The 26419-nt window shown below is 61.6% G+C and carries 28 protein-coding genes and 4 pseudogenes; 20 read left to right on the plus strand and 12 right to left on the minus strand.

Annotation, left to right across the window (positions count from 1 at the left end; genetic code table 11):
• Position 1 precedes the first annotated feature (1 nt).
• On the plus strand, positions 2 to 952 hold the full coding sequence (locus QNO18_RS22520; protein WP_283179727.1) for a diguanylate cyclase: 951 nt from the start codon (positions 2 to 4) through the stop codon (positions 950 to 952).
• A 696-nt stretch (positions 953 to 1648) separates the two neighbouring features.
• Here QNO18_RS22520 and QNO18_RS22525 read toward each other — a convergent pair.
• The 6 genes from QNO18_RS22525 to QNO18_RS22550 form a co-directional block, all read right to left on the minus strand.
• Positions 1649 to 2335 carry a lyase family protein gene (locus tag QNO18_RS22525; protein WP_283179806.1) on the minus strand — a complete coding sequence of 229 codons (687 nt, stop codon included), beginning with the start codon at positions 2333 to 2335 and terminating at the stop codon, positions 1649 to 1651.
• Between the two features lie 67 nt (positions 2336 to 2402).
• On the minus strand, positions 2403 to 2714 hold the full coding sequence (locus QNO18_RS22530; protein ID WP_283179728.1) for a hypothetical protein: 312 nt from the start codon (positions 2712 to 2714) through the stop codon (positions 2403 to 2405).
• 19 nt (positions 2715 to 2733) lie between these two features.
• Complete coding sequence (locus QNO18_RS22535) at positions 2734 to 3489, minus strand: amino acid ABC transporter ATP-binding protein (protein WP_283179807.1); 756 nt, start codon at positions 3487 to 3489, stop codon at positions 2734 to 2736.
• Positions 3490 to 3503: 14 nt separating this feature from the next.
• Complete coding sequence (locus QNO18_RS22540) at positions 3504 to 4385, minus strand: amino acid ABC transporter permease (RefSeq protein ID WP_283179729.1); 882 nt, start codon at positions 4383 to 4385, stop codon at positions 3504 to 3506.
• Between the two features lies 1 nt (position 4386).
• The gene (locus QNO18_RS22545; protein ID WP_283179730.1) at positions 4387 to 5130 is read right to left on the minus strand and encodes an amino acid ABC transporter permease; all 744 of its coding nucleotides are present in this window, start codon (positions 5128 to 5130) and stop codon (positions 4387 to 4389) included.
• A 59-nt stretch (positions 5131 to 5189) separates the two neighbouring features.
• A complete protein-coding gene (locus QNO18_RS22550) occupies positions 5190 to 5993 on the minus strand; it encodes a transporter substrate-binding domain-containing protein (RefSeq protein WP_283179731.1) in 804 nt (267 codons plus the stop codon).
• A 288-nt stretch (positions 5994 to 6281) separates the two neighbouring features.
• On the opposite strand from QNO18_RS22550, the gene QNO18_RS22555 reads away from it, so the two are divergent.
• On the plus strand, positions 6282 to 7142 hold the full coding sequence (locus QNO18_RS22555) for a GlxA family transcriptional regulator (protein WP_283179732.1): 861 nt from the start codon (positions 6282 to 6284) through the stop codon (positions 7140 to 7142).
• A 96-nt stretch (positions 7143 to 7238) separates the two neighbouring features.
• Here the strand turns inward: QNO18_RS22555 and QNO18_RS22560 are convergent.
• Positions 7239 to 7379 (minus strand): annotated as a pseudogene (locus tag QNO18_RS22560) (TrbC/VirB2 family protein); the annotation flags it as partial.
• A gap of 189 nt (positions 7380 to 7568) precedes the next feature.
• On the opposite strand from QNO18_RS22560, the gene QNO18_RS22565 reads away from it, so the two are divergent.
• The 3 genes and pseudogenes from QNO18_RS22565 to QNO18_RS22575 form a co-directional block, all read left to right on the plus strand.
• Positions 7569 to 7958, plus strand: coding sequence for a transposase (locus tag QNO18_RS22565; RefSeq protein ID WP_283179733.1), 390 nt, complete (start codon positions 7569 to 7571; stop codon positions 7956 to 7958).
• A 26-nt stretch (positions 7959 to 7984) separates the two neighbouring features.
• Positions 7985 to 8308 (plus strand): IS66 family insertion sequence element accessory protein TnpB, encoded by a 324-nt coding sequence (gene tnpB / locus QNO18_RS22570; protein ID WP_283179734.1) that lies wholly within the window; start codon positions 7985 to 7987, stop codon positions 8306 to 8308.
• A gap of 68 nt (positions 8309 to 8376) precedes the next feature.
• Positions 8377 to 8738 (plus strand): annotated as a pseudogene (locus QNO18_RS22575) (transposase); the annotation flags it as partial.
• On the opposite strand, the pseudogene QNO18_RS22580 reads toward QNO18_RS22575, so the two are convergent.
• A pseudogene (locus QNO18_RS22580) lies at positions 8737 to 9424 on the minus strand (IS5 family transposase); the annotation flags it as partial. The pseudogenes QNO18_RS22575 and QNO18_RS22580 sit on opposite strands and share 2 nt — an antisense overlap.
• 350 nt (positions 9425 to 9774) lie before the next feature.
• Entirely contained in the window at positions 9775 to 10551 is a 777-nt protein-coding gene (locus tag QNO18_RS22585) for a DeoR/GlpR family DNA-binding transcription regulator (RefSeq protein ID WP_283179735.1), read from the minus strand.
• Positions 10552 to 10711: 160 nt separating this feature from the next.
• On the opposite strand from QNO18_RS22585, the gene QNO18_RS22590 reads away from it, so the two are divergent.
• The 13 genes from QNO18_RS22590 (at position 10712) to QNO18_RS22650 (ending at position 21719) form a co-directional block, all read left to right on the plus strand.
• A complete protein-coding gene (locus QNO18_RS22590) occupies positions 10712 to 11992 on the plus strand; it encodes an aminotransferase class III-fold pyridoxal phosphate-dependent enzyme (protein ID WP_283179736.1) in 1281 nt (426 codons plus the stop codon).
• Positions 11993 to 12010: 18 nt separating this feature from the next.
• On the plus strand, positions 12011 to 13573 hold the full coding sequence (locus QNO18_RS22595) for an aldehyde dehydrogenase family protein (protein WP_283179737.1): 1563 nt from the start codon (positions 12011 to 12013) through the stop codon (positions 13571 to 13573).
• Complete coding sequence (locus QNO18_RS22600) at positions 13570 to 14184, plus strand: BMC domain-containing protein (RefSeq protein ID WP_283179738.1); 615 nt, start codon at positions 13570 to 13572, stop codon at positions 14182 to 14184. The genes QNO18_RS22595 and QNO18_RS22600 overlap by 4 nt, the downstream gene beginning before the upstream one ends.
• Complete coding sequence (locus QNO18_RS22605) at positions 14181 to 14648, plus strand: hypothetical protein (protein WP_283179739.1); 468 nt, start codon at positions 14181 to 14183, stop codon at positions 14646 to 14648. The genes QNO18_RS22600 and QNO18_RS22605 overlap by 4 nt, the downstream gene beginning before the upstream one ends.
• Positions 14645 to 14914, plus strand: a complete 270-nt coding sequence (locus QNO18_RS22610; RefSeq protein WP_092903986.1) for a EutN/CcmL family microcompartment protein — start codon at positions 14645 to 14647, stop codon at positions 14912 to 14914. The genes QNO18_RS22605 and QNO18_RS22610 overlap by 4 nt, the downstream gene beginning before the upstream one ends.
• A gap of 12 nt (positions 14915 to 14926) precedes the next feature.
• Positions 14927 to 15208 carry a BMC domain-containing protein gene (locus QNO18_RS22615; RefSeq protein ID WP_283179740.1) on the plus strand — a complete coding sequence of 94 codons (282 nt, stop codon included), beginning with the start codon at positions 14927 to 14929 and terminating at the stop codon, positions 15206 to 15208.
• 42 nt (positions 15209 to 15250) lie between these two features.
• Positions 15251 to 15874, plus strand: coding sequence for a hypothetical protein (locus tag QNO18_RS22620; protein WP_283179741.1), 624 nt, complete (start codon positions 15251 to 15253; stop codon positions 15872 to 15874).
• A gap of 81 nt (positions 15875 to 15955) precedes the next feature.
• Positions 15956 to 17086, plus strand: a complete 1131-nt coding sequence (locus QNO18_RS22625) for a PotD/PotF family extracellular solute-binding protein (protein WP_283179742.1) — start codon at positions 15956 to 15958, stop codon at positions 17084 to 17086.
• 76 nt (positions 17087 to 17162) lie between these two features.
• Positions 17163 to 18251: an ABC transporter ATP-binding protein gene (locus QNO18_RS22630; RefSeq protein WP_283179743.1), complete on the plus strand. Its 1089-nt coding sequence runs from the start codon at positions 17163 to 17165 to the stop codon at positions 18249 to 18251.
• Positions 18238 to 19092: an ABC transporter permease gene (locus tag QNO18_RS22635; RefSeq protein ID WP_283179744.1), complete on the plus strand. Its 855-nt coding sequence runs from the start codon at positions 18238 to 18240 to the stop codon at positions 19090 to 19092. The genes QNO18_RS22630 and QNO18_RS22635 overlap by 14 nt, the downstream gene beginning before the upstream one ends.
• The gene (locus QNO18_RS22640; protein ID WP_283179745.1) at positions 19089 to 19835 is read left to right on the plus strand and encodes an ABC transporter permease; all 747 of its coding nucleotides are present in this window, start codon (positions 19089 to 19091) and stop codon (positions 19833 to 19835) included. The genes QNO18_RS22635 and QNO18_RS22640 overlap by 4 nt, the downstream gene beginning before the upstream one ends.
• A gap of 85 nt (positions 19836 to 19920) precedes the next feature.
• Positions 19921 to 20700: a 3-oxoacyl-ACP reductase FabG gene (gene fabG / locus QNO18_RS22645; RefSeq protein WP_283179746.1), complete on the plus strand. Its 780-nt coding sequence runs from the start codon at positions 19921 to 19923 to the stop codon at positions 20698 to 20700.
• A gap of 11 nt (positions 20701 to 20711) precedes the next feature.
• A complete protein-coding gene (locus tag QNO18_RS22650; RefSeq protein ID WP_283179747.1) occupies positions 20712 to 21719 on the plus strand; it encodes a phosphotransferase in 1008 nt (335 codons plus the stop codon).
• Between the two features lie 79 nt (positions 21720 to 21798).
• On the opposite strand, the gene QNO18_RS22655 is transcribed toward QNO18_RS22650, so the two are convergent.
• Genes QNO18_RS22655 through QNO18_RS22670 form a run of 3 tightly spaced genes read right to left on the minus strand, consistent with a single transcriptional unit; the run spans position 21799 to position 23370 of the window.
• Positions 21799 to 22197, minus strand: coding sequence for an ATP-binding cassette domain-containing protein (locus tag QNO18_RS22655; protein ID WP_349293940.1), 399 nt, complete (start codon positions 22195 to 22197; stop codon positions 21799 to 21801).
• A complete protein-coding gene (locus tag QNO18_RS22665; RefSeq protein WP_349293936.1) occupies positions 22122 to 22556 on the minus strand; it encodes an ATP-binding cassette domain-containing protein in 435 nt (144 codons plus the stop codon). Before QNO18_RS22665 ends, QNO18_RS22655 begins: the two co-directional genes overlap by 76 nt.
• Positions 22543 to 23370 carry an ABC transporter permease subunit gene (locus QNO18_RS22670; protein ID WP_283179748.1) on the minus strand — a complete coding sequence of 276 codons (828 nt, stop codon included), beginning with the start codon at positions 23368 to 23370 and terminating at the stop codon, positions 22543 to 22545. Before QNO18_RS22670 ends, QNO18_RS22665 begins: the two co-directional genes overlap by 14 nt.
• 449 nt (positions 23371 to 23819) lie before the next feature.
• Here QNO18_RS22670 and QNO18_RS22675 point away from each other — a divergent pair, with 449 nt between their 5' ends.
• Both QNO18_RS22675 and QNO18_RS22680 read left to right on the plus strand, forming a co-directional pair.
• Entirely contained in the window at positions 23820 to 24758 is a 939-nt protein-coding gene (locus QNO18_RS22675) for a sulfonate ABC transporter substrate-binding protein (protein ID WP_283179749.1), read from the plus strand.
• A gap of 446 nt (positions 24759 to 25204) precedes the next feature.
• A pseudogene (locus tag QNO18_RS22680) lies at positions 25205 to 26322 on the plus strand (transposase).
• Positions 26323 to 26419: the final 97 nt, after the last annotated feature.

The following is a 26419-nucleotide window of genomic DNA, read 5'->3' on the forward strand; positions in this document are numbered from 1 at the left end:
CGTGACCACGCCACAGGAGCGCGAGCCCCGTAAAGCCGTTGTTCTGATCGTCGACGACGATATCTCAAATATCGAGATCATGAATGCGGCGCTCGGGGATGATTATGAGATCTGCTTTGCCACATCGGGCGAGCAGGCGCTGGAGGTGATGCAACTGACTCTGCCCGACCTCGTGCTGCTGGATGTGGTGATGCCGGGGATGCAGGGGTTCGAAGTCTGCTCCATCCTTAAACGCGACCCGCTGCTCTCGGATATTCCGGTGATCTTCACCACCGGGCTGGGTGATACAGAGGATGAGGTGCGAGGCCTTTCGCTGGGGGCCATCGATTATGTCACAAAGCCCATCCATCCGGTGGTGCTGCGCAACCGGGTGAAAAACCATATCGAGCTGAAGACCCTGCGCGACCATCTGGCCGAGATCGCGGTGACCGATGCGCTGACCGGGTTGCACAACCGGCGCAAGCTGGATCAGCTGATGCAGGACGCGCTGCAACGCCGGGCGACCTCGGAAAGCTGGCTGTCGGTGATCATGATCGACATTGATTTCTTCAAGCTGTTCAACGATGCCTATGGCCATCAGAGCGGCGATCAGTGCATTCACATGATCGCCTCGGCGCTGAACCGGGCGGTCAAGGCCGCGGCAGGCTTTTCGGCGCGCTATGGCGGCGAGGAATTTGCCTGCGTGCTTCCCGATACCGCGCCCGAAGAGGCGCTTGTTATTGCCGGCAATATCCGCGCCCAGGTGCATCAGCTGCAGATCCCCCACGAGAAGTCCATGGTCAGCCCCTGGGTGACGCTGAGCATCGGCATCGCCTCGGCGCGCACCGATACCGGACTTTCGATGAAGGAATGGATCGAGGCCGCCGACCGTCAGCTCTATATCGCGAAATCGCAGGCCGGGACCGGGTGGCCGCGATCACGATTTCCGGCAAGACCTGAGCGACTGGCTTAACCGGGGAAACACCCGCAGATCAATCATTGTAGCGGTTTGGCAACATGTCGAACCGTATGGGCATTGTTGTCGAGATCACCTTCTGATCCAGCACCCCCATTTGAGGGGCCTGGATCACTGCCGCAAAGAAGCGCTGCGGGGGCCCAATCGCAAGGCCTTTAAAATACAGGTCACTATCGCCGTCCAGAATGGCCGGACCGCCCGCAGCATATCCCGCAAAAGGCGGTGCGAAATGTCCGGTCCGGGACAGCCGAAGCTCGGCTGTCAGCTGATTTCTGCAACACAGCCAGTGCCCCGACCCGATCAACGCCTCCTGACCCAAGTCACCCGTGTGACGGGCGCGATCGCCCTCAGGCACCGCATTTGCTTGTCACGGTGATCAACGAACCGGAACGACTGCGGCACGGAGTCTGTCCATAACCCCTTCCCGGCTCATCAGGCCTTTGGCGATCATGACATCAACGAAGGGGATACCTTCCTTATCCGACTGTTTCACAATTGCCGAACCTGGGTATAGCCCAGTTCCCCGACCATTACCGTGGCCAGTGCGGGTGAGTTCAGCAGCAGTTCCAGCGCGCGTTCGGGACGCGCCTCGATGCGCTGATGCATTTATCAGCGAAAAGCCGGCTGCCATTGGTCAGAAGGCGGCAACTTTCAAAGAGACGTGCGGCGATTACGGGCTCGAAATGGTTGATCTCAAGCTGCCTGCCATGGAGGCCAGTGCCACGCTCTGATCGTTTCCGGCCAGCGCGAAGGCAAGCTGCTGCACCAGCATTGCAGGACCGGGTTGATCTTGCCGGGCATGATCGAGGAGCCGGGCTGCACGGCAGGAAGGCGGATCTCACCAATGGCGGTTTGCGGGTCAGAGGAGATCAGGATCAGGTCATGCGCGATCTTGGCGATGGTCTCGCCGGCGATGCGGATCTCGGAAGAGACGCGGGCAAAGGTGTCTGAATTCTGCATCGCGTCAAACGGATTGTCAGCGCGGACCAGAGGCAGGCCCAGATTGGCGCTGAGATGCGCATAAAGCGCCGCCGGATAGCCCGGATCAGAGCCGAGCCCGGTGCCGATGGCGCTGCCGCGCCAAGCGGCAGGGTCAGAAGATCGGCGGAGGCTGCTGCGATCTTTTGCCGCCTGGCGGCGCACGGCGCTGGCATAACCGCCGAATTCCTGACCCAGCGTCATGGGCTGCGCGGCCTGCATACAGGTGCGCCCGATTTTCAGCACATCGGCAAAAGCACTGGCGCGCTCCGAAAAGGCATCGGCGAGATGGTTCAGCGCCTGAACCAGAGGCAGAGTGGCGTCATAGACCGCCAGCTTCAGCGCTGATGGCACGACGTCATTCGTCGATTGCCCGTGGTTCACATGGTCATTGGGGTGCAGGCTGGCATAATCCCCGCCTCGCGCCCGAGGATCTGCAAGGCGCGATTGGCGACAACCTCATTCGCGTTCATATTGATCGAGGTGCCGCCCGAGCCTTCCATGATGTCGATGATGAACTGCTCATGATGGCGGCCCGCCAGCACCTCATCACAGGCCGCGATGATCGCCGCCGCGAGATCGGTTGCAGTGCACCAATCTCGCGATTGGCCTGGGCCGCCGCTTTCTTGATCGCCGCAAGGCCGTTCACAAAACGCGGGTGATCGCCGATCCGCTCGCCGCCAAGCGCGGAATTCTCGGAGCCGCGCAGCGTGTTCACGCCATAAAGCGCCGTATCGGGAAGTTCACGCGGGCCAAGGCCATCGGTTTCAATACGAGCCATGCTCGGTCATCCTGTCTGATCAGTGGATATTCGGACGTTCAGAGCACCTGCGCGGGTCGGTCGGATTGGCGAAGAACCCGGCGGGGGGCCCATGTTCGACGATGACGCCCTTGTCGGTAAAATAGATATGGTCCGCGACCTCACGGGCAAAGCCCATCTCATGGGTCACAAGGATGCAGGTCATGCCCTCGGCCGCGAGATCCTTGATTGTCACCAGCACTTCTTTCACCGTTTCCGGGTCCAGCGCTGCGGTCACCTCGTCAAACAGCATGATGTCGGGGCGCATTGCAAGGCTGCGGGCGATGGCGACGCGCTGCTGCTGGCCGCCGGACAACTCGCCCGGATAGCTGTTCTCCTTGCCTTCGAGCCGGACTTTGCGGATCAGCTCGCGGGCGCGTTTCTCGACCTCGGCAGGGTTTTCCTTCAGCACTTTCACAGGCGCCATCATAACATTTTGCAGCGCGGTCTTATGCGGAAAGAGGTTATATTGCTGGAACACCATCCCGACCTTCTTGCGAAGCGCGAGCTTGTCGAGCTTCGGGTCATGCACTTCGAGGCCTTCGACCAGGATCGAGCCGCCCTGAATGTCGTTCAGCGCATTGATGCAGCGGATCAGCGTGGATTTTCCCGAGCCGGAGGGGCCGATGATGCAGATCACCTCGCCCTTCATGATATCGAGGCTGATCCCGTTCAGCACCGGCACCGAGCCATAGGATTTCCGTACGTCTTTCAGTGAGACGATGGGCTGGTCTTCTGTCCATTTCACGTCAGTCATGGCCATCAGCCCCCTCAGAGTTTCACGGAATAGCGGCGTTCAAGCCGCGAGGTCAGCAGGCTGATCGGGTAGCAATAGATAAAGAACCAGCACAGCACATAGAGATACATCGGGATCAGCACATCGGGCCGCCCTTCGGCCGAAAGCGCCGAACGGGTATAGCCCATGATGTCATCAACCCCGATGATCGAGACCAGCGGCGTCGCCATGGTCAGCACCGCGTAAAGGTTCATCCAGTTCGGCAGGATGCGCTTCACCGTCTGCGGCAGGATCACCATCCGCATCGTCTGACCGCGGGAGAAGCCAAGCGATTCCGCGCTTTCCCACTGACCGGACGGTACCGACTGGATCGCACCGCGCACATATTCCGACATATAGGCCATGACGGGCAGCGACAGCCCGATCACCGCCTTCAGCCAGCCGGGAAACGGCATCGTCACGCCAAACAGCGTCACTTGGAACGGGATCAGCAGGATGGCGTAGAACAAAAGCACCAGCCAGGGCGAGTTGCGGAAGAACTGTGTCACCAGCCAGGCGGCCTTGCGGATTACCAGCACCGGCGAGACCTGCAGGATGCCCAAAAGCACGCCAAGAACGGTGCCGATCGCCATTGAAAGCACAGAGATCAGGATATTATAGCCAAAGCCCTGGGCCAGAAGCGGCGTCCATTTCAGCAGGACCGAGGGGATCGAGGCCTGGCCCGGCTGTGTGCCCTGCGCCCAGGCGGTGCCGATCACGCTGGCGATCAGGCAGGCAAAGACCAGGCTCAGGGTCAGCGGGTTAAAGAGCGTCTCCCGCCAGTTCAGCGCGGGCGCGGCATGGATGCGGCGCGGCAGCAGCACATCCATATGACCGGGTACGCGGCGGTCGGGTTCGGGGATGGGGCGCAGCCACATGTCAGACTCCATATCCGGGGATGCGCAGCGCCTTTTCCCAGCGACCAAGGATCCAGACAAGGACCGCGACGAGCAGGATATAGGTCAGCAGCAGAACGGTCATCATTTCGCGCACATTCAACTGTTCCGACCAGATCTGGGCGGCGGCGTATAAGAGCTCTGGCACAGCAATCGCATAGGCAAGCGAGGTGGTTTTAACGAGGTTCACCAGATTGGTGCCCAGCGATGGCAGTGAGATCCTGAGCGCCAGCGGCAGTACCACATAAAGATAGGTCTGAAACCGCGTGAAGCCGAGCGCCTCTGACGCCTCGATGGTGGAGCGCGGCACGGCGTCGATGCCAGAGCGAAAGATCTCGGTATTCAGCGCACCCGCAAAGAGCGAGAGCGAAATCACCGCCCAGGCAAAGGCAGAGATCATCGGAGTGCTGAGCCCGGTTTCACCCGTCACCCTCAGGACCGAGCCAAGCGCGAAGAAGAAGAAGTAAAGCTGCACCAGCGGCGGCGTATTGCGGAAAAAGGTCACAAACAGCCCGACCGGCGCGCGCAGGATCAGGTATTTCGACCCCTGGGCAAAAGCGCCGATCATGCCGACGAACAGCGAGAAGATGATCGACAGCACAGAGAGTTTGACGGTCATCCACAACCCGCCAAGGAACTGAGCACGGTCCCAGGCGTCGTAGCCAATGCTGATCTTGAGCCCATAGCTCTGGCGGAGCCACTGGAAAAACGTTTCGACAGTTTCCACCGCCAACTCCCCGGGAAAAGGGCCGGCCCCGCGTTACAGGACCGGCGGGATCAGCGCGATTACTTGAACTTTTCGTATTGCTCTTCGAAGAACGGAGCGGGGGCGATGCCGTAGCGCTCATTGCTTTCGATCAGGAAGCGGGTCTTGTGCCAGTCGGTGACGATCTCGCTGATCTTCTGACCATATGGGGCGTTCAGCTCTTCCAGCGGCACGGCGATAGCCCAGGGCTGCATCTGTTCGGTGACGAAGGGCATCTCGTAATCAGCCCAGACCGCCTCCGAGGCCAGCTGGCTCTCGATCCAGGTGTTGTCATAGGCCAGCCCGACACAGCTGCCATTGGTCAGCGCAGCGCTTGCCTCGGGCACGCCCGCGAAGGCCACGATATTGGCTTTGTATTTCTGGGTGATCTCGCGCAGGTAATAGCTGCCCTGAATGCCGCAAATATCCTTGCCCTCAAGATCCGTCCATTCTTTCAGGCCATTGGCCTTGGGTGCCAGAATATTTGCCCCGCCCGCGTAATAGTTCGGCTCGATCATGCCGACCACCTCACGGCGCTGCGGGTTGTCGCCCAGCGTCGCGATGATCAGGTCGATCCGGCCCTGTTGCAGGAATTCCATCCGGTTCGAGGCGACGACCGGCACCAGCTCCAGGTCGACGCCAAGGCGGGTCGCAATGTCCTGGGCGAGGTCGATCTCGAGCCCGACGATATTGCCAGAAGCATCCAGATAGCCCCAGGGGCGGTAGTCATTCTTGACGCCGACGACGATCTTGCCGGCGCCGGCGATCTTTTCCAGCGTGTCAGCCGAGGCGAGCCCGGTGCTGGCAAGCAAAGCCGCCAGCGCGATTTTCAGCGATTTTTTCATTCGTCACTCCCGTGGATCAATGTCCGGTTTGGCCGCTTCAGGTCTGTCGCCCGGTGTCTGTCTTTTGTCCTCTCGCCTGGCCCGGGATCGGGGGCTTGAAGAATCACCCTATTCTGATCGGGCCAAAGCTGCGAAAATACTCCCCAACAGACATTTTGTTGTCATTTCCGGACAGGTTAACCAAGAGTGAAACGAGGCACAACCGAGAGATATGGTTTCGTCCTGATCAATGATTTCGCATTGATGTCGATGGCTTCTTCAGTGGACCCTCTCCGCTCTGCCAATCAGATGTCAGGACGACAACTTTACGACTACGTCTTTCTCTCGGCGCAGGGCGGGCCGGTCCGGGCCTCATGCGGGGCATGGTTCGAAACCATTGCCCTTGCCGCGTCACCCCCCGATCTCGATTATCTGTTTATCGTCGCAGGCGGTAATCCATTCGCGCTCGACATCCCGGACTGCACAGGGTTTCTGCGCCAGGCGGCCAGGCGCGGCGTACCGCTTGGCGGAATTTCCGGCGGTGTCGTGCTGCTGGCACGGGCCGGATTGCTGGACAGAAGACGCATCGCTGTCCACTGGGAATATGCCGATTCCCTGCGCGAACTGGCCCCCGATCTGCTGATCGAACAGCGGCTTTTCGTGCTCGATCGCGACCGCGCCACCTGCGCGGGAGGCGTCGCTGGCCTTGACATGATGCATGCGCTGATCCGCTCTCAGCACGGCCATGCCCTGGCGGCCTCGGTCAGTCGGCGCTTCATCTACACCACCATCCGCACGCCGGACGCGGCGCAGCGTGGCAGCCTGGTGACAGAGGCCCGGGTGCTGCCGGCGGTCTTTGCCGCGACCCGCCTGATGGAGGACCACATCGCCGATCCCTTGCCGCTGGAACAGCTTGCCCGCCTGTCCGGGTTGAGCAGCCGGCAGATTCAGCGGCAGTTTCAGCGGGATCTGGGCGTTTCGGTTATGGATCATTACAGCGCGATCCGGCTCGACAAGGCGGATGAGCTTTTACGGCAAACCCGGCTGCCGATCGGCCAGGTCGCCTATGCGACCGGCTATTCCAGTCAGTCTAATTTCAGCCGCGCCTTCCTGCGTCGCTTCGGGATGAATCCCAGCGAAAGGCGCAATGCGGCCACTGCGCCCCGGTGACGCGTGATCACATTTAGCTGCGAATATCATTCGGCAAGACAGCAGCTTTAAGGATAGAATGGAACCTCCCAACCGCCGCCCAGGAAAGGCGAGACCGCTATCACCAAAGGCGAGTGTCAAGCCGGTGGCGATTATGATGATCACTGCGACGCTCCTGGCGACCGGCCTTTCTACCCAATGCAGGATCGACTGAATCGCCGCTTCCCAGGGCATGGAGGAGCCAGCCGTATAAGCGGCGGTGTCTCAGCAGGCGGATGACACAACCCGAGTTCGCGCCGCTGGCAATGTGGCGGCATGCGAGATGTCCCTGTTCCGAACCGGAGGTTGCGGATGCTTCGGTCGTAAGCGGTGTCCGGCTCCCGCCTTCCATCGCAGTTTTTAATAGGATCATTGGGCTCCATTTTTGTTGGATGATGGAGCTTCTGCATGGAGACTACATTGGAGGTTCTCACGGTTGGCGGCTCCGGTCGCCAGAACCGGAGTTGGCCTGCAGATGTGAAGGCACGGATTGTGGCTGAAACGCTGGTGCCGGGAGGCACGGTCAATGACGTTGCGCGGCGGCATGGTCTGCCTGCGAACCGTATCTTGTCGTGGCGGACGCTGGCGCGGAAGGGGCGTCTGGTTCTGCCAGCGCCGGAGGATCCGGTTGAGTTCGCGGCCCTGTTGCTCTGGCCTGCAGATGATGTTCCGCACCCGGTCGACCCTGCCGCGACCGGCCCGGAGATTGCGTTCGGTGCCGTTGTGATCCGTCTGGAAGTCGGCGCTTCGGCGGAGCGGATCGCGTCCGTAGCGCGTGCCTTGGCGACGGGCACGTGATCTTCCCATCGAACCGGGTGCGGATCATGGTGGCCACGAAGGCCATCGATTTTCGCAAAGGTCATGATAGCCTGGCCGCGATGGTGAAGAACGAGTTGCACAAGGATCCGTTCACCGGCACCGTCTTTGTGTTCCGGGCCAAGAAGGCGGACCGGCTGAAGCTGCTCTACTGGGACGGCACCGGGTTGGTGATGGCTTACAAACGGCTCGAAGAGCATATGTTTACCTGGCCTGCGGTGAAGGACGGGCTGCTGATGATGAATCATGCCCAGTTCGAAGCTCTGTTCGCCGGGCTGGATTGGCGCCGGGTTCGGGCCATCGCGGCAAAGGCACCGGAGGCGGTGGAATAGTCCTGTTTTTGTTGGGTCCGGCATTACTTTTTGCGGGTGTTGGCCGTGGTGGGCGATAGACTGCGGCCATGCCGGAGACCGCTGATCTTCTTAAGGAAATTGCCACGCTGAAGGCGATGTTGATCGCCTCGGAGGCGCATAACCTGCGCAAGGACGAGCGTATCGAACGGCTGGAGAAGCTGCTCGCGGCGTTCAGACACGCAGCGTTCGGACGCAGGTCGGAGAAGAACGATCCGGACCAGTTCGAACTGGCGCTCGAGGATCTGGAGACGGCCATCGCCGCGATCCATGCCGAAGAGGATGCTGACGACCGCGCTGCCAAACGCCCCGCCAAGCCGCGTGCCGCCAATCGCGGATCATTGCCAAACATCTGCCGCGCATCGAAGAAGTCATCGAGCCGGACAGCCTGATCTGCGCCTGTGGCGGCTGCGGCTGTTTTTCAGTTTGTTGAAGCAGCGCTCGACCATGTTGCGCAGGGTGTAAATGGTCATGTCGACAGTCTTGCGCACCCTTCGGTTCTTTCGCATCGGTATCATGGGCAGGGCGTTGCGGCTCTCGATGTCTTCCCGAATTTTATCAGAGTCATAGCCCCTGTCGGCGACCAGAACTGCCGGTTGGGGCAGATTGTCAGCCATCACCAGATCGTAGCCGGTGTAGTCGGAATCCTGCCCGGGCGTGATCTCGGTCCTCATCGGGAGGCCCGCACCGTTGACCCGGAGATGGATTTTGGTCGAGAACCCACCTCTCGAACGGCCAGGAGCCTCTTGTCAGCAGTCCCCCTTTTGCGCCTGCCGCATGATCATGGGCGCGGATCACAGTGCTATCAACCATCTGGAGCTTGTCTGGCGCGATCCCAGCGTGGTTCAGCGCGTCCAGGATGTCCTCCCACAGCCCTGCGAGCGTCCAGCGGCGGAACTGCCGGTAGACTGAGGACCACTTGCCTAACCCTTCGGGCAGGTCGCGCCAAGGCGCGCCAGTTCTTGCGACCTAGAAAATACCATTCAGAACAATACGATGATCCGCAGGATTCCGCCCATTCGGGTGTCGGACGCCACGAATGAAGCCCTCAAAGAAGGCCCACTCATCGTCGGATATCAGGTTGCGCGCCAAGCCCATCTCCCAAGTAGAGATGAGCTTGAATCATAGGACGCCTGCAAGCGGAATCCCTTTTGTCAACACGACCTAAGAAGACCGTGAAAGAATCGCTGCTGAAGCCCTGAGCCGATCAGCGATCTCACCGTTCCCTCGGGGGGCGGCTTTGATGTTGCCGAGGCGCAGGCGGCAGATGAGGCTTTCATCACCTCCGCTTCTTCCTTCGTGCTGCCGGTGATCGAGTTCGACGGTCAGCGTTTGCCCGCCTGTCAGCCCCGGCCCCGCAACACGGCGCCTTCGCGAAATCCATATCGAGGAAGCAGGCAGGGCGGCCATATGCTGCTCTGGCCCGGCGGTGCTGTCGCGCGGGGTGATCAGTCTGGCAAAAGCAATCCTGATCCGTTGCGGCGCAGGGCCGCTGACAGTTCCGCCGCCGGTTCGCGATCTGTGATGAGCGAGAGCCCGTCATGCCACCGGTCAAGCAGCACAAGCGCCCGCTTTTCAAACTTGCTGTGATCGGCCAGCACATAAGAGCGGCCCGCACTGGCCAGCATGGCGGAGTAGACTTCGCCAACCCCCAGCATCGCCTCGCTGATCCCGTCGATGCTGACCCCCGAGGCGCCGATCAGGACCACAGGTGCCCGGTAACGTTCCACCGCGCGGATGGTTTCGGGGCCGCAGACCATCCGCTCCTGCGGCTCGAACCCGCCGGGCAGAAGAACGATTTCGATGAGCGGGTTTGACGACAGTTCCAGCGCGATGGGGTAGGCCGGGGTAATCACGGTGATGCGGCGCATGATGTTGCGCAGCACCCGCGCGAATTGCAGCATCGTGGCACCGCCGCCAAGCAGCAATGCCTCTTCGCCCGCCACCTCCTGCAGCGCCCGGCTGGCAATGGCCTGGCGTTCGGCTACATTAAGATTGATGCGGTCGTTGAGCAGGGGCTCGAAGCGGTTCTGCGCCACGATCGCACCCCCATAGGTGCGGCTGAGCCGGCCGGCCTGATCCAGTTCGGCAAGGTCGCGTCTGATCGTCTCGGTCGAAACATCCAGCTCTTCGGCAAGCTGGTTCACCCGCTGCGCCGGATTGGCCTCAAGCGCGCTGAGGATGTTGTCCTGGCGCTGCTCCTTGCGCGATCTGCTCGGTTTCACTGCTGGCACCTTCTTACATTACGCCCCCGGATTCTGCGGAGTTCTGCATCATCGCAACCGGAATGACAAAACTCAAACAGAGGAAATGACCAACTAGCAACAATTAAATGTTGCCAGATGCAGAATCAAATGCCAGTCTTCGGTCAAACGGAGGTGCCTCGTGTTCAATTACGGATACTTCAGCTTCGATTCGAAAGCAGAACTGCTTGCGAAATCGATCGAATACTGGAACCCCGGCAAGACAAAGTTCTGGCAGGATGCCGGGATCGATATGGTGATCGACCGGCGTGAGGGATATTACCTTTACGACATGTCGGGCCGCAGGCTGATCGACCTGCATCTCAATGGCGGGACGTATAATTTTGGCCATCGCAACCCCGAATTGGTGGCGACGCTGAAATCCGCGCTCGACTATTTCGACATGGGCAATCACTGGTTCCCGTCAGTGGCCCGCGCGGCCTTTGCCGAAAAGCTGGTGAAGACCACAAACCACATGCAATACGCAATCTTCGGCGCAGGTGGCGCGGAAGCTGTGGAGATTGCGCTGAAAACTGCCCGATATGCCACAAAACGCCGCAAGATCGTTTCGATCATCAAAGGCTATCACGGCCATTCCGGTCTGTCGGTTGCCACCGGAGACGAGCGGTTCTCAAAGATCTTCCTCGCGGACAAGCCCGATGAATTCATCCAGGTGCCGTTCAACGACATCGACGCGCTGGATCGCGCCCTGAAGGGTCGGGATGTCGCTGGTTTCATTATCGAAACCATCCCGGCGACCTATGGGTTCCCGATGCCGGACGATGGCTATCTGAAGGCCTGCCAGGACCTCTGCCGCCGGTATGGCACCCTTTATATCGCCGATGAGGTTCAGACCGGGCTGATGCGCTGCGGCACGATGTGGGGCTGGCAAAGCTATGGGCTGGAGCCGGATATGTTTGTCACCGGCAAGGGACTTGGCGGCGGCATTTACCCGATTTCGGCCTGTGTGGTGACCGAAAAATGTGGCGGCTGGCTGCATGAGGATGGCGCCGCGCATATCTCGACCTCGGGCGGGTCAGAGCTTGGCTGTATCGTCGGTCATCAGGTGATCGACATCCTGCAACGCCCCGAGGTGATTGCGAATGTGCAGTCGGTGGCAGAGTTCTTCCGCCGCGCGCTGACACAGATGATGGCGGCCCACAGCGATATTTTCGTGGGCGTCCGTCAGCGCGGTGTCATTCTCGGGCTGGAATATGACCATCCCGAAGGCGCGGTCGCGGTGTCGCGAGCGCTTTATGAACATGGGGTCTGGGCGATTTTTTCCTCGCTCGACAAACGGGTGTTGCAGTTCAAGCCGGGTGTGTTGCTGGATGTGGCAACCTGCCAGGAAATCATTGACCGGATGGAGGCCGCGATGCCGCGCGCCCGTGCTTTGCTGCGCGATATGCGCCGCGCGGCCTGAGGGGGATAGCAGATGCCGATGCAGCTTCATGACGATGCGCCGCGCCTGCAGGTCCCTGACCGGGCAGAGCAGGCGGCGAAGATGAAAATCGAACGCGCCACCTGGGCGGGGCAGGCCTTCGCGAAATTCGACCGGGCCGCTGTGATGCGGATCGCCCGCGCCGTGGCCGAGGCGGCGCATCAGTCTGCCGCGCATTTTGCCGAAACGGCGGTGGCGGAAACCGGCATGGGCGTGGTGGCCGACAAAAAGCTCAAGAACGAGCTGTCGGCGCATCCCCTGCTGGATTTCTACGAAAATCTCGATCTGGTGAACCCGAAAGTGGACGCGGATCGCCGGATGATCGAATTGCCGCGCCCGGCGGGCGTGGTGCTGGCGCTGACGCCTGCGACCAATCCGGTTTCGACGCTGTATTACAAGACGATCCTTGCCATTCTGTCGCGCAATGCGATCCTGTTCAGCCCGCATCCGCTGGCAAAGCGCTGCTGCAATGAGGCAGCCGCGCGGCTGGAGGCGGCAGCACAGGCGGCGGGCGCGCCTTCGGGTCTGATCCAATGTGTTGAAGAGCCTTCGGTGCCGCTGGTGCAATCGCTGATGACCTCGCCAAAGGTGCAGGTGATCCTTGCGACAGGCGGCGGGCCGATGGTGCGGGCAGCCTATTCCTCGGGCAACCCGGCGATTGGCGTCGGGCCGGGCAATGCCCCGGTCTATGTCGATCCCGGCTGCGATCAGATGGTTGCGGCAAGGCGGATCATCGACAGCAAGGCTTTTGATAATTCAGTGCTTTGCACCAATGAAAGCGTGCTGATCTCGCAGGAGCAGGATCGCAGCCGGCTGGAACGCGCGCTGCGGGCAGGCGGGGCACATATCTGCAACGCGGCCGAGGTGGCGAAACTGCGCGACTGGCTGTTCCCGGGCGGGCATCTGAACACTTCCGCCGTGGGCAAATCGGCGGTCTGGATCGCAGGGCAGGCGGGCTTGCGTGTGGTGGCCTCGACCCGGGTGCTGGTGGCACCGGTGGAGCTGGTCGGCATCGACGAGCAGCTGACGAAGGAAAAGCTTTGCCCGGTTCTGGGCTGGGCCCTGGTCACCAATGCTGCCCATGGTGCAAGCATGGCGCAGATGATCCTGCGGATGAGCGGGGCCGGCCATTCCGCCGCGATCCATACCGACGATCCACAGCTGGCGCTCGATTTCGCAAGCGCGCTCTCGGTTTACCGCGTGGTGGTCAATGCGCCCTGTTCCCAGGGTGCCGCCGGTTTCGCGACGCATCTGGCGCCGTCCTTCATGATCGGCACCGGCTATTTCGGCCGGTCTTCCGTGGGCGAGAATATAGGGCCGCAGCATCTGGTTCACTGGACGCGGCTGGCCTGGAATTCCGACCCCGCGATGAAGCCGGGCGATCTGAGCGGCCTGCGCCCCTCTTTCGAAGGGCCGGGCGCCACGCGCCCGCAACCGGTCGCCAGTGCCATTGCGCCGCCCGCTGCGACCAGCCGGCCCGCCGGCGAGGGCGGTGTCGACCGCGACCTGCTGCGCGAGCTTATTTTGCAGGAACTCCGTGATCTGACGAGGGGCCAGTCGTGACCGATCTTCGTGCCTTCATCTTTATCGACCAGCTTCAGCCGCAGACGCTTGCCTATACCTCCACCTGGATGCGGGGCACCCTGCCCCGCGCCCGGATGGCGGCGCAGATCATCGAGATCGCGCCGGGTCTCGATGTCGAGGCGCTGACCGACACGGTGCTGAAAAGCGCCGAGGTGCGGGCGGGCTTTCTGGTGGTCGAGCGCCAGTTCGGCACGCTGCAATTCCATGCCCGCTCGACCGCCGAAGTTCAGGCCGGGGCGGCGGCAGCGCTGTCAGCCATGGGCAAGACGCGCGAGGATGCGGAAAAGCCGAAGATCATGGCGTCGAAGATCGTGACGCGGATCGATGACCAGCACGCGTTTTTGATGAACCGCAACAAGACCGGCTCCATGGTTCTGGCCGGAGAGAGCGTCTACCTGCTGGAATGCCAGCCGGCGGCTTACGCGATCCTCGCCTGTAACGAGGCCGAGAAAGAGGCGGATATCAAGGTCATCGACATGCGGATGATCGGCGCCAACGGGCGACTTTATCTTGCCGGAAGCGAAGCCGATGTCCGCAATGCCCGCGATGCGGCGGAACGCGCACTGCGTGAGGCAGGGGCGGGCCGATGAGCGAGCTGCGTGCCCTGATCCGCGAGTTACTGTCCGAAGAGATCGCGGCGCTGCGCGCAGAGATCCTCGGCGGCGGCCCGGCGACCGAGCGCGTCGAGGTCGCGACCGGGGCCCAGCTGACCGATTTTGCGCTGACCATCGCGCGCCGCGCGCAGGAGCCGGGATTTCTGGCAGGGCTTGAAGCCGGGCAGATCCGGTTTGCACCTGTGGCGAGCGCCCCGACGCCGGTTGCGATGCGTGACTTTGCTGATCCCGCGGCCTCCGCGCCGCCGGTGGCCAGGCTGGTCACCACCGTTCCGGCGGGGATACCCGAATTGCGCAAAACCCTTGTCACCGAGCGCGACATCGCAGCCATCGGCGAGGGCGAGACGCGGCTGCGCATCACCAGGCAGGCGCGGCTGACACCTCTGGCGGGTGACGAGGCCCGCCGCCGCGGCATCAGGATCGAAAGGACACTGGCATGATAAGGGCGCGCGTCAGCGGCAGGCTCTGGTCCACCCGCCATATCGGCACGCTTCCCACCGGGGCGCTGCTGGAGGTTGAGACCGAAACCGGCGCAAAACTGATTGCCTTCGACCCTCTGGGCTGTGCCGAGGGCGAGGCTGTGCTGATCACCCAGGGCTCGGTTGCAGCCGCCTGGTTTACCGAACGCGCGGCGCCGGTTGACGCATTGATCATCGGTTCCATCGACGAAGAATCTGCCGGGAAACCGGCTGCGAAACGCAAGTAAGGGAGTTCTCAAATGGCTAATCTTGCAATCGGAATGATCGAAACCAGGGGTTATGTGCCGGCGCTTGCAGCGGCGGATGCCATGGTCAAGGCCGCCAATGTCGAAATCGTCGCCCGTAACGAGGTCGGCGGAGGCCTGGTTTCGGTCGTGGTGCGCGGCGATGTCGGCGCGGTGAAGGCCGCGACCGAGGCCGGGGCCGAGGCCGCGGCCCAGATCGGCGAAGTGACCGCCGTCCATGTTATCCCGCGCCCGCATGGCGATCTCGCAAAGCATTTCGACGCGCTTAAGGCCTGAGCCGCGGCGGCCTCTTACAGAGACCCAGATAAGGATTGAGGTATGACAGAGCTTCGCGTCTATCTTCCCATCGAGGATCTGCAGCCCCAGTTCGCGGCGTATCTGTCCTCGCCCACCCGGGCGAGGGGATATCCGCCCTTCCGGGGGCAGAACTCGCTGATCATCGAGGTCGCGCCGGCTCTGGCGATCCACCGTGTCACCGATCTGGCGCTGAAGGCCGCCCCCGAAATGGAGCCGGGTATTCTTTATACCGAACGTCAGTTTGGTTTGCTGGAATTGCACGCTGACCGGATGGAGGATCTGACGGCTGCGGGCGAGGCGATCCTTGCCGGAATCGGCGCAAAACCCGATGATCAGATGCGCCCGCAGATCCTGTATCACGATATCATCGAGGATCTGTCGGACCAGCATGCGATCATCCTCAACCGCTCGCGCGACGCCTCGATCCTGGTGCCGGGGGTTGCGCTGCTGATCTACGAAATGGCTCCGGCGCTTTTTGCCTGCGTGGCGGCGAACGAGGCGGAAAAGGCGGCCCCCAATGCGATTATCAATGATGTACAGATGATGGGCGCAACCGGACGGCTTTTCATGTCCGGCACCGCCGAAGACATGCGGATCGCGCGTGACACCATCACCGCAAAACTGGAGGCGATCACCGGACGATAGGCAAAAGGGCCGAAGGCCCTCACTCAGGCCCGGGAGATGGATCAACCATCCGGGAGGCACCACCAACAAGGGAGACAGAAGATGATTACGAGACGTCAGTTCTCGCTGGGGGCGGCCGGTTTGGCTGGTCTTTCGGCGTTTTCGATGCCGGGCCGTGCGCTCGCAGACCGCAACAATCAGCTCAATATCCTGTGCTGGGAAGGCTATAACTCGGATACGGTGCTGAACCCGTTCCGCACGGCGCATCCCGGTGCCACGGTGCGCGCCGAAAGCGGCACCTCGGACCCCGAGATGGTCAACCGGCTGCGCGCGGGCGAAATCGGAACCTGGGATCTTATCAATGTCAATCAGCCCTGGGCACGGGGCGAGCTGAGTCGTGACAACCTGATCAGACCGCTGAACAAAGAGCGTTTCCTGCCCTGGTTCGACAAGATGACGCCGGAATTTGCCAGACCCTATGCGCTGGCTTTTGGCGAGAACGGTGATCTTCTGGGCCTGCCGCAGCGCTACGGGCCGTTCTCTTTCGTGGTCAATACAGACAAGATCAGCCAGGAAAGTGCCGAGGAACAGGGCTGGAACCTGTTCTTTGATCCGGCGATGAAGGGCCGCTATGGCCTTCTGACCTATGACAACTGGAATGTGATCCATCTCTGCCTTGCCGCCGGACTTGATCCGTTCCGGCCGGTCGAGGGCGCCGATGCCGAAAAATTCGCCGAGACCTGCAGGCAGATCGTCGCCGGGGCACGGATGATGACCGATGATCTGGTGGCGATGAACACCGCGCTGATCAATGGCGAGATCGACGCTTATTTCACCGGCGGTACCTATACCGCTTCGCCCGCCCGGTATGACGGGGCGACCTTCGTGCGCGCGATCACGCCGCGCAGCGGACCGGTCGAGGGCAAGGGTGGCGTTGTCTGGGTCGAGCTGACCTCGGCGGTGAACAACCCCGATCCCTCGTCGCTGGCCGAGGATTTCCTTGAATTCGTGCAACAGCCCGAAATCTGCAAGGCCGTGGCGTTTTCTGAGGGCACCTACAACCCGATTGCCCAGATGGGCAATCCCGAGGTCATGGCGCTGTTCGACGACGAGATGCTGGAAGCGATCCAGTTCGACACCCTGGAAGACGAGCTGTCGCGCTGTCTCGAATTCGATGTCGTACCCTCTTACGACGCCCTGCTTGCGACCTATGTCGCGGCAAGACGCGGCTGAGGCCCCGGCTTCAGCCATTCTGCCGGGCGCTCTCTGCCCGGCAGTCTTTGCTTTCCCTTAAAATCTGGAATGGACGATGGTTGCTCAGCCCTTCGTGCGGATCGAGAATGTCACCAAACGCTTCGGTCGCTTTACTGCGCTTGACCGGATCAGCCTCGATATTGCCGAGGGAGAATTTCTGACCATCGTCGGCCCTTCGGGCAGCGGCAAATCCACCCTGATCCGGCTGCTGGTCGGCATTGACGACGTGTCTGACGGCACGATCAGTCTGAACGGCACCCGCATAGACACCATGCCCGCGAACAAGCGCCCGACCTGTATGGTGTTCCAGTCGCTTGCTCTGTTCCCGCATATGAGCGTCGGCAGGAATATCGAATTTCCGCAAAAGCTGAAAAAGGTGACGCCAGAAGCGCGCAAGGCCCGCACGCTGGATCTGCTGCGGCTGCTGCGATTGCCGGAAGAGTATTATGGCAAGATGATCAGCCAGCTTTCGGGCGGCGAACGTCAGCGGGTCGCCCTGGCGCGGGCACTGGCCTTCGATCCGCAGATCATTGTCTTTGACGAGCCCCTGTCGGCGCTGGACTACCGGCTGCGGAAAACCCTGGAAAAAGAGCTGAAAGACCTGCACGCCCGCACCGGCAAGACCTTTGTCTATATCACCCATTCGCTGGAAGAGGCGATGGTGATGTCTGACCGCATCGCCATCATGAAGCAGGGCCGTTTCGAGCAGATCGCCGTGGCCGAGGAGATCTATTCCCGCCCGGTCAGCCGTTTCGTCGCCAGCTTCATGGGCGAGGTCAATCTGTTTGAAGCGCGCGAGGATAACGGGTTGGTCCGCTGGAAGGACCCGGGCGTCACCGCCGCCCCTGGCGCGCTGACCCTGCCGCAGGGCTGGCGCGGTGCGCTGATGGTACGACCCGAGCTGCTGCGGTTCATCGGCGATGGTATGTCTGCGGATTTCACCCTTTCCGGCAATGTGGTGGCCGAATACGCGCTCGGCTCCCGCATCCAGTATTCGGTCGAGACCGGTGCCGGGACACTGATCACGGTTGAGCGGCCCTTTGAGGCGCGGCTTGCCTCGGGCACCGGCACGCCCGTCACCCTCGGCTGGGACCGGGACGCGGTCCATCCGATCCCTGAGGAGGTGGATCATGCACAGGCTTGAGGGACGGCTTGGCTTTCTGAGCGGCCTGCCGATCATCGTTCTGCTGCTGCTGGCCTTCATCATGCCGCTTTTCGTGGTGGCGGGCTTCGCCATCATGCCGCAAAAAGTATTCGAGCTGACCCATCTCCCCGATTTTTCCTCTTTCGCGGTGATCTGGGAACAGGGCTATTACCGTTCGCTGCTGCGCTCGCTGGGGCTTGCCCTGATGACCACGGTGATCCTGTTCATCGTCTGCTGGCCGCTGGCTTACGGCATGGCGAAGGTCTTCGGACGCTTTACCATCGTAATCACCCTGGCGGTCGTGCTGATCCTTTTCGTGTCCGAGAATATCCGTCTGTTCGGCTGGAGCCTCTCTTTGATGAAGGGCGGATTGTTGGAGGGCTATCTGCGTTCGCTGACCGGGCTGAGCTTCGAGACACCGCTTTATGACTGGCCGGTGATCGTCTTTGGCATGGCCTATGTCTATTTCCCCTTCATGCTGTTTCCGCTGGCCCAGGGCATCAGCCTTGTCCCGGACGATGCCCGCCTTGCCGCCTCGGATCTTGGCGCGAGCCCGGCGCGCATCCTGTTCGAGATTGAAATGCCGCTGGCCGCACCCGGCATCATGGTGGGAAGCCTGCTGACCTTCGTCCTCTCTGCCGGTGCGGTAGCCGAGGCAAAGCTTTTGGGCGGGCGCTCGGTTGTGGTGCTGACCGATGATGTCGAAAGCGCCTTCACCTTCGCGCAGAACTGGCCGCTCGGATCGGCTCTGTCGCTGATGCTGATCGTCATTGTCGCCCTTCTGGTGCTGGTGCCGGTCAGCCGCGTAAACCTTGATGCGATCATGGGGAGGAAACCATGAGAACGGTCTCCAACACCACCCGCATCGCGCTATATCTTTATGGGTTGCTGATCCTGCTGGTGCTTTACCTGCCGCTGGTTTCGGTCGGCTTCGCATCGGTCTCGAAGGCGCGGTATCTGAGCTTTCCGGTCAACCGCTATACCAGTGAATGGATGGTCCAGGCGGTGACCAGCCCGAACGTCCACGCCCTGGTGCTGACCTCGCTGAAGATCGCGGTGCTGGTGACCCTGCTGTCGATGATCCTCGGCTTCTTCGGTGCCCTTGCTTTCGCGCGTTTCCAGTGGCGGTATCGCCCGCTGTTCCAGAAGCTGATCCTGCTGCCGATTTTCTTCCCGCAAACGGTGCTGGGGCTTGCGCTGCTGATCTGGTTTTCGGCGCTTGGGGTTCAGCCCAGCTGGAAGACCGCCGTGATCGCGCATCTGGTCTGGATTGCGCCCATCACCACGCTGATCATCGCGATCCGCGCCTATGCCTTTGATCCGGCGCTGGAAGAGGCGGCGCGGGATATGGGCGCCTCGACCTTTACAATCCTGCGCGAGGTGACGCTGCCCCTGCTGATGCCGGGGGTGATTTCTGCGGGGCTCTTCGCCTTTCTGCTGTCCTGGGGGAATTTCCCGCTCTCGCTCTTCACCACAGGGCTCGATTCAACTTTGCCCAAATGGCTCTATGCCCGGATGGTCTCCGGCTACACGCCGCAGATCCCGCGCTTGGGGTTCTGTCGGTCGCCGGCTCGGCCACGCTGATGCTGATCGGGCTTCTGGTGTTGCGCTGGACACGAAAACGCGCCTGACGCCGCGATAAAATCATAAAAATCAGGGAGAAAAACAGATGCTGACGTCATTGCAGGGCCGGAGTGTCATCGTTACCGGCGGATCAAAAGGGATCGGGCGCGGCATCGCGCGGGTCTTTGCCCGGGCCGGTGTGAAACTGACCATTGCCGGGCGCGACAAGGTGGCGCTGGCGGCGGCCGTGGCCGAGATGAACGAGGCAGGGGCGACAGCCCGCAGCGCCGTCTGCGATGTGAGCGATTACGACCAGGTGCAGCGCATGGTCGATGAGGCGGCCGAAGCCCAGGGCGGGCTGCATGTGATCTGCGCCAATGCCGGATCCTTCCCGCAGGTGAAGATGGTCGATATGTCGCCCGCCGAATGGGACCAGATGATGGCGAACAACCTGCGCTCGACCTTCCTCTGCGTCAAAGCCGCGATCCCGCATTTCGAACGGGCCGGCAAAGGCCGCGTGGTGGTCACCTCTTCGATCACCGGGCCGGTGACAGGCTATCCGGGCTGGTCGCATTACGGCGCGTCGAAGGCCGGGCAGCTTGGTTTCATCAAGACCGCCGCGATGGAGCTGGCGCGCTACAACACCACGATCAACGCGGTGATGCCGGGCAATATCGTGACAGAGGGGCTTGAGGGGCTGGGCGCGGATTACCTGAAAACCATGGCCGCATCGATCCCGCTGAAACGGCTGGGTGCCGTCGAGGATATCGGCAATGCGGCGCTGTTTTTCGCATCGGATGAGGCGGCCTATATCACGGGGCAGCAGATCATCGTCGATGGGGGGCAGATCCTGCCGGAATCCCTGGAAGCCATCGAGTCGATCTGAGGGAGGGGCACATGGCCGGAGAGCAAATGCCGCTTCAGGAGGTATTGAAGCATCTGGAGCGCCTTGCGAATGACTCGCTGTCCCTTTGGCCGGTGCCGGAGGGGGCGACGGCGCGGCTGATCAATGTCTCGGAAAACGCGACCTATCTGGTCGAGGCCGGGGCGTATCGATCGGTCCTGCGCATTCACCGCCCGGCCTATCACACAAAACGCGGTATCGGCCAGGAACTGGCCTGGGCGCAGGCACTGGCCTCAAGCGGACTGGTGCAGACGCCGCCGCCGATTGCCGGGCTGAACGGCGCTCTGGTCCAGGAGGGCCATAGCCCCGGCCTGCCCGATCCGCGTTTCATGGTGATGTTTCAGTTTGCCGAAGGCCGCCAGCCCGATGAGAACGAGGATCTGGTCGGCCCGTTTGAGCGCCTCGGCGCGATTGCGGCCCGCACTCATCTGCATTCCATGTCCTGGCCGCGCCCCGAGCCGCTGGAGCGGCTCCGCTGGGATTACGATGCCGTTTTCGGGCCAAAAGCGAACTGGGGCGACTGGCGCGCCGCGCCGAACGTCACGCCTGGGCTGCAGGCGGTGCTGGAGGAGGTGGAACTGACGATCCGCCGCCGGCTGTCGGAGTTTGGCCAGGGACCGGAGCGCTATGGCCTGATCCATGCCGATATGCGGCTGGCAAACCTGCTGATTGAAGGTGAGAACACCACGCTGATCGACTTCGACGATTGTGGCCAGGGCTGGTATCTTTACGATTTTGCAACCGGCGTCAGTTTCATGGAAGATCACCCCCAGGTGCCTGCCATGCGCGCCGCCTGGGTGCGCGGCTATCGCAGTGTCCGCCCGCTTTCCGATGCCGAAGAGCGCGAGATTGACACCTTCATCATGTTGCGCCGCATGGCGCTGCTGGCCTGGATCGGCAGCCATATCGAGGCCCCCGAACCCCAGGCCATGGCGCCGGATTTCGCCCGGGTCTCGGCCGAGCTTGGCCGCAGCTATCTGGCGCAGTTCGCCACGCAATAATGTCTGTTGCCGCGTATCTAATGCAATCGGGTGACACACCGCCGCGTCAGCGCTCGCCGGTTCTGTGATGCGGGAGCAGTCAGGCCACCCGGCCATCGGCGAAGATCGCAGCAAGGATTTCGGCCTCGAATGCGGCCAGCCGCGCGTCTCCGCGTGGGCGTGGATGCGGTATGTCAATCACCACGTCATGCGCAATCCGGCCTGCGTCCAGCACGATCACCCGGTCGGAAAGCGCCACCGCCTCGGCCACGTCATGCGTTACCAACACGGCGGTAAAGCCGTCGTCACGCTTCACCTGCAGGATCAGATCCTGCATCACCAGCCGCGTCAGGGCGTCCAAGGCCCCCAGCGGCTCATCCAGAGCCAAAAGGCGGGGGCGGCTGACCAAAGCGCGCGCAAGGGCTACTCGCTGGCGTTGTCCGCCCGACAGGCTTGACTGCCAGTCCCCTGCTTTGCCCGGCAGCTGCACCTCGTACAGCGCGGCCTCGGCGAGGTCCCGCCGTGCGCGCGCGGCCCCCCTCCGGGTAAGCCGAGACTGACATTGTCGATCACACTGGCCCAGGGCAGCAGTCGCGGTTCCTGAAACATCAGCCGGATCGACCCCAACTGATCCGCAACCGGCGCACCGTCCACCAGTACCTCGCCTCGCGACGGCGCATCCAGCCCGGTCAGCAGGCGCAACAGCGTGCTTTTTCCGCATCCCGACTTACCGACAATGGAGAGGAACTGACCCGCCCGGATCGTCAGATCCAGCCGTGACAGGACTGTGTTGGCGCCAAAGCTCTTCTCGACCCCGGCCAATACGACCTCAGCCCCCTGCCGGTTATTGTCGGGCATAAGCGGGATTCCAGGCCAGGGCACGGGTTTCCAGCGCGCGGGTAATCATGTCGGCGAGTTTGCCCAGCAGCGCATAGAGCAGAATGGACAGCACCACGACATCCAGCTGCATGAATTCGCGTGCCTGCATCGCCATATAGCCAAGGCCCGCACTGGCGGCCAGGGTTTCGGCGACGACAAGCACGAACCACATCAGGCCCAGAGCATAGCGCAGGCCGACGAATATCGTGGGCAGCGCGCCCGGAAATATCACCCGCAGAAAAAGACTGCGCTGTGACATTCCATAGGCGCGCCCCATCTCGATCAGCTGGGGATCAACGTTGCGGACCCCGTGGAACGTGTTGATGTAGATCGGAAAGAACACGGATATGGCAACAAGGAACAGCCGCGCGGTTTCGCCCACCCCGAACCAGATGATCACCAGCGGGATCAGCGCCAGAATAGGAATGTTGCGGATCATCTGAACGGTGGTGTCGGTCAGCAGGGCCGACCGTTGCGATAGTCCGTTCGACAGCCCCAGGGCAAATCCCAGCAGGCCACCGATGGCCAGCCCGGCAAAAGCACGCAGCGCCGAAACCCCCAGATGCAGGAAGAGTTCGCCCGAAAGTGTCATTGTCCATGCCTTCGCCAGCACGGTGCTGGGTCTGGGCAGGATGCGGGTGGAGACCAGTCCGATATGGCTGCCGACCTCCCAGATCACCAGCATCAGGACCGGAAGCAGGAAAGGCAGCCAGATCTCGGGTCGCAGGCGCCAGCCAGACCGTTTGGCCAGCTTGCTCTCTGCGAGGTCGTAGGATTGGTCCACTACGGTCATCTCGGCCCTTTGCAGATTCGGTGTCTCCCGGGTGCGGCCCGGACAGACGCCATTGCCCGATCAGCGTCGGGTTTATTGAACCGCAGGGTGGGGCATATTCCCCGGTCGGCCATTCTCTATTGCCCTTTCCGGAGAGCGCGGGCTTTGCGTTTTTTCGGGCCTGGACAGCAACATTCTTCTCAAATGCCCCGGCGGGTGCACAGGCACGGCAGGGGCGGGCCATTGTCGTTGCTGGTGATATGGAAAGGATGGTCAAAATAAATCTGTTATCTTTCCGATATTTAGGAGATCGCATCTCTTTCGCGGCAGATCGTGACCAGACTGACATCGCCTGCGCGCGCATCTGCCTGGCTCCGGCTGTGCTCCGGCTTTTAAAATACGACCGCGAAAGTAGTTTATTTTCAGAAGCGGCCGCTGGTGCCGCGAACGAGACAGGTGGGAGATGAGAAATGACGCTTAACAGACGGGACTTCGGACTGGTGGCAGCGGCCGCCCTTACCGCCTCGGTGCTGCCTGCGATGGCACAAACGAAAGAGATCCGTGTCGGCTTTCAGAAATACGGCACGCTTGTGCTGCTGAAAGGTCGGGGTCTTCTGGAGGAGAAGCTGGGCAAGCTGGGCTATTCGGTGACATGGCTGGAATTCGCCGCCGGTCCGCAGATGCTTGAGGCGCTGAATGCGGGCGCCCTGGATATCGCGCAGACGGGCGAAGCGCCGCCTATTTTTGCTCAGGCTGCCGGGCCGCTGCTTAACTACCTGGCGTTCGAACCACCTGCGCCAAAGGGTGAGGCAATTCTTGTGCCTGCAGACAGCCCTGTCGCTTCGGTCGCCGATCTGAAGGGCAAGAAGGTGGCGCTGAACAAAGGGTCGAATGTGCATTTTCTCCTGGTCCGGGCCCTGGAAGCCGCGGGGCTGGCCTATGAAGATATTGAGACCGTCTTCCTGCCCCCCGCCGATGGCCGTGCTGCCTTTGAAACAGGCGCAGTCGATGCCTGGGTGATCTGGGATCCTTTCCAGGCGGCGGCCGAAACTGCGCTTGGGGCCAGGGTTCTGGCCAATGCCGAGGGCCTTGCGCCAAACTACCAGTTCTATTTTGGCGAGCGCAGCTTCCTTGAGGGAAATACCGCAGTGGTGCCCGAGCTGATCGCGGCAATTGCCGAAACCGGGGCCTGGATCTCCTCGAACCCTGACGCAGCAGCGGCGGAGCTGTCGCCTTCAACCGGGATTCCCGAGGATGTGCTGAAGATCGCCATCGGACGGCAAAGCTTTGGTGTCGGGCCGATCACAGACCAGGTCGTAGCCGATCAGCAGGCCGTGGCCGATACGTTCCACAAACTGGGCTTGCTGCCAAAGCCGATCACGGTTGCCGACGCCGTGTTCAGGGTCTGAGCCAGGCGCCGGCCCGTCGGGCATTCCCGGATGGGTGCCGGCAGCAGCGTCTGGCGGCATCTTTTCCCCGCTCGGGATCGCCTTGATGGCGGAGATGGGTTTTGTACTTAGAACATCTGGCATTGCCTGGGGCACGGCGATGGTGTTCCGAAATTTGTCCCAAAGCATGGGTAAGAATCCTTTCTCATCGATGATACGAATGTGCATTATCAAAGCATGCTCAGCGGTCAGGGGATCATGCTCGGGCAGTTGCACTTCTGAAGTCACAGATCGAATCCGGAGAGCTGATCCAGCCCTTTGACATTGCTCTGAATGAATATCGCTACTTGCTCGTCCACCTGCGGCGGCGTGAAGGATCCGGCGGTTAACAGGCTGCTGATTTAGTCGCGTCCCGACGTCGCCTCTGGAATATGTTTCCCCTCTTTGCACTGCGAGAGGGGATCACGATGCGTGGCACGGACGAGGCGAGCGGTTCGCTGTTCAGCTATGTTGATCTGAAGAAATGGATCCCGCCGCATCACCCGCTGCGCAAGATCCGGCAGGTCGTGAATGATGCCCTGTCGAGCATGATCATGGATTTCGACGCCGTTTAGGTTGACTTCGACCGCCCCTCGATTGTGTCGGAGCGGCTGATCCGGGCGGGCCTGATCCAGATCCTGTTCGCGATCCGGTCTGGGCGGCAGTTGATGGAACAGATGCAGTATAATCTGCTGTTCCACTGGTTTTTGGGGCCTGGAATTGATGACCCGGTCTGGGTGCCGACTGTGTTCACGAAGAACCGTGACCGCCTGTTGAACACCGAGATGTCGCGCAAGGTCATGGCAGCCGTTCTTGCCCATCGCGAAGTGAAGCCGCTTCCGTCTGATGACCACTTCCCGGTCGATGGCACGCGGGTCAAGGGTGAGCTATCGAAGGCGCCACCGGTTCGGGCCCGGTGGCGAACGGCGTCGATGAAGAGCTTCGGGCCAAAGGTCGAAGGCCCGCAAGGCAATGATGATCCCGGCGATCCACCCGACTTTGACACTGCCGCCAATGACCCCCCGCCGCAACCGAGCCCGACCCGATGCCCCGCGCCAAATCCAGCCCCCGCAAGGCCGAAGTCGACTTCAGAGGTGAGACGCGTCCGAATGCAACTCACGCCTCCACGACGGATCCGGACGCGCGGCAGGCCGCGATCAACCCTTCGCCATGGGCCTCGAACCAGTGGCGGCACCATGGCACGACCACCGCCATTCGCCGGGCCGGACCCGGCGGCTGACGCCTGGCGCGGACAAGGGCTATGATGCGGCAGAGTTCGTTACCGACCGCGCCGGGCCTGTGTCACCCCGCATATCGCGCGGAAGTCGCGCTGTTCTGCCATTGATGGGCGCACAACCCGTCACAAGGGTTACACCATGTCTTTCCGGCACCGCAAAACGGATCGAAGAGGCTTTCGGCTGGGCCAAAATCGTCGGAGGCGCCGCCCAAACCGCCTTTCGAGGCATCGAACGCGCTCGTTGCCAGCTTCATCATGACGCCTGCCGCAGGAAATCTGGCCAGACAGTCGAAGCTAATCGCAGCTTGAACAGAAAATGGCGTTGCGAGAAGGCCAAACACGCCAGCCAAACCAGATGAACAAACCGGCCTCCTCGAACAGCAAAGAACAATCTCCTCAGCGCCGG

It is taken from the genome of Gemmobacter sp. 24YEA27 (genome assembly GCF_030052995.1).
In the GTDB taxonomy this organism is placed as follows: domain Bacteria; phylum Pseudomonadota; class Alphaproteobacteria; order Rhodobacterales; family Rhodobacteraceae; genus Pseudogemmobacter.

Coding starts and splice junctions, on each gene's coding strand:
- QNO18_RS22625 (WP_283179742.1), top strand. CDS start 15,956: ATGATTACGAGACGTCAGTTCTCGCTGGGGGCGGCCGGTTTGGCTGGT.
- QNO18_RS22610 (WP_092903986.1), top strand. CDS start 14,645: ATGATAAGGGCGCGCGTCAGCGGCAGGCTCTGGTCCACCCGCCATATC.
- QNO18_RS22540 (WP_283179729.1), bottom strand. CDS start 4,385: ATGTGGCTGCGCCCCATCCCCGAACCCGACCGCCGCGTACCCGGTCAT.
- QNO18_RS22650 (WP_283179747.1), top strand. CDS start 20,712: ATGGCCGGAGAGCAAATGCCGCTTCAGGAGGTATTGAAGCATCTGGAG.
- tnpB (WP_283179734.1), top strand. CDS start 7,985: ATGGTGGCCACGAAGGCCATCGATTTTCGCAAAGGTCATGATAGCCTG.
- QNO18_RS22670 (WP_283179748.1), bottom strand. CDS start 23,370: ATGACCGTAGTGGACCAATCCTACGACCTCGCAGAGAGCAAGCTGGCC.
- QNO18_RS22535 (WP_283179807.1), bottom strand. CDS start 3,489: ATGACTGACGTGAAATGGACAGAAGACCAGCCCATCGTCTCACTGAAA.
- fabG (WP_283179746.1), top strand. CDS start 19,921: ATGCTGACGTCATTGCAGGGCCGGAGTGTCATCGTTACCGGCGGATCA.
- QNO18_RS22530 (WP_283179728.1), bottom strand. CDS start 2,714: ATGGCTCGTATTGAAACCGATGGCCTTGGCCCGCGTGAACTTCCCGAT.
- QNO18_RS22635 (WP_283179744.1), top strand. CDS start 18,238: ATGCACAGGCTTGAGGGACGGCTTGGCTTTCTGAGCGGCCTGCCGATC.
- QNO18_RS22675 (WP_283179749.1), top strand. CDS start 23,820: ATGACGCTTAACAGACGGGACTTCGGACTGGTGGCAGCGGCCGCCCTT.
- QNO18_RS22550 (WP_283179731.1), bottom strand. CDS start 5,993: ATGAAAAAATCGCTGAAAATCGCGCTGGCGGCTTTGCTTGCCAGCACC.
- QNO18_RS22565 (WP_283179733.1), top strand. CDS start 7,569: ATGGAGACTACATTGGAGGTTCTCACGGTTGGCGGCTCCGGTCGCCAG.
- QNO18_RS22620 (WP_283179741.1), top strand. CDS start 15,251: ATGACAGAGCTTCGCGTCTATCTTCCCATCGAGGATCTGCAGCCCCAG.
- QNO18_RS22615 (WP_283179740.1), top strand. CDS start 14,927: ATGGCTAATCTTGCAATCGGAATGATCGAAACCAGGGGTTATGTGCCG.
- QNO18_RS22605 (WP_283179739.1), top strand. CDS start 14,181: ATGAGCGAGCTGCGTGCCCTGATCCGCGAGTTACTGTCCGAAGAGATC.
- QNO18_RS22630 (WP_283179743.1), top strand. CDS start 17,163: ATGGTTGCTCAGCCCTTCGTGCGGATCGAGAATGTCACCAAACGCTTC.
- QNO18_RS22555 (WP_283179732.1), top strand. CDS start 6,282: ATGTCAGGACGACAACTTTACGACTACGTCTTTCTCTCGGCGCAGGGC.
- QNO18_RS22595 (WP_283179737.1), top strand. CDS start 12,011: ATGCAGCTTCATGACGATGCGCCGCGCCTGCAGGTCCCTGACCGGGCA.
- QNO18_RS22640 (WP_283179745.1), top strand. CDS start 19,089: ATGAGAACGGTCTCCAACACCACCCGCATCGCGCTATATCTTTATGGG.
- QNO18_RS22665 (WP_349293936.1), bottom strand. CDS start 22,556: ATGCCCGACAATAACCGGCAGGGGGCTGAGGTCGTATTGGCCGGGGTC.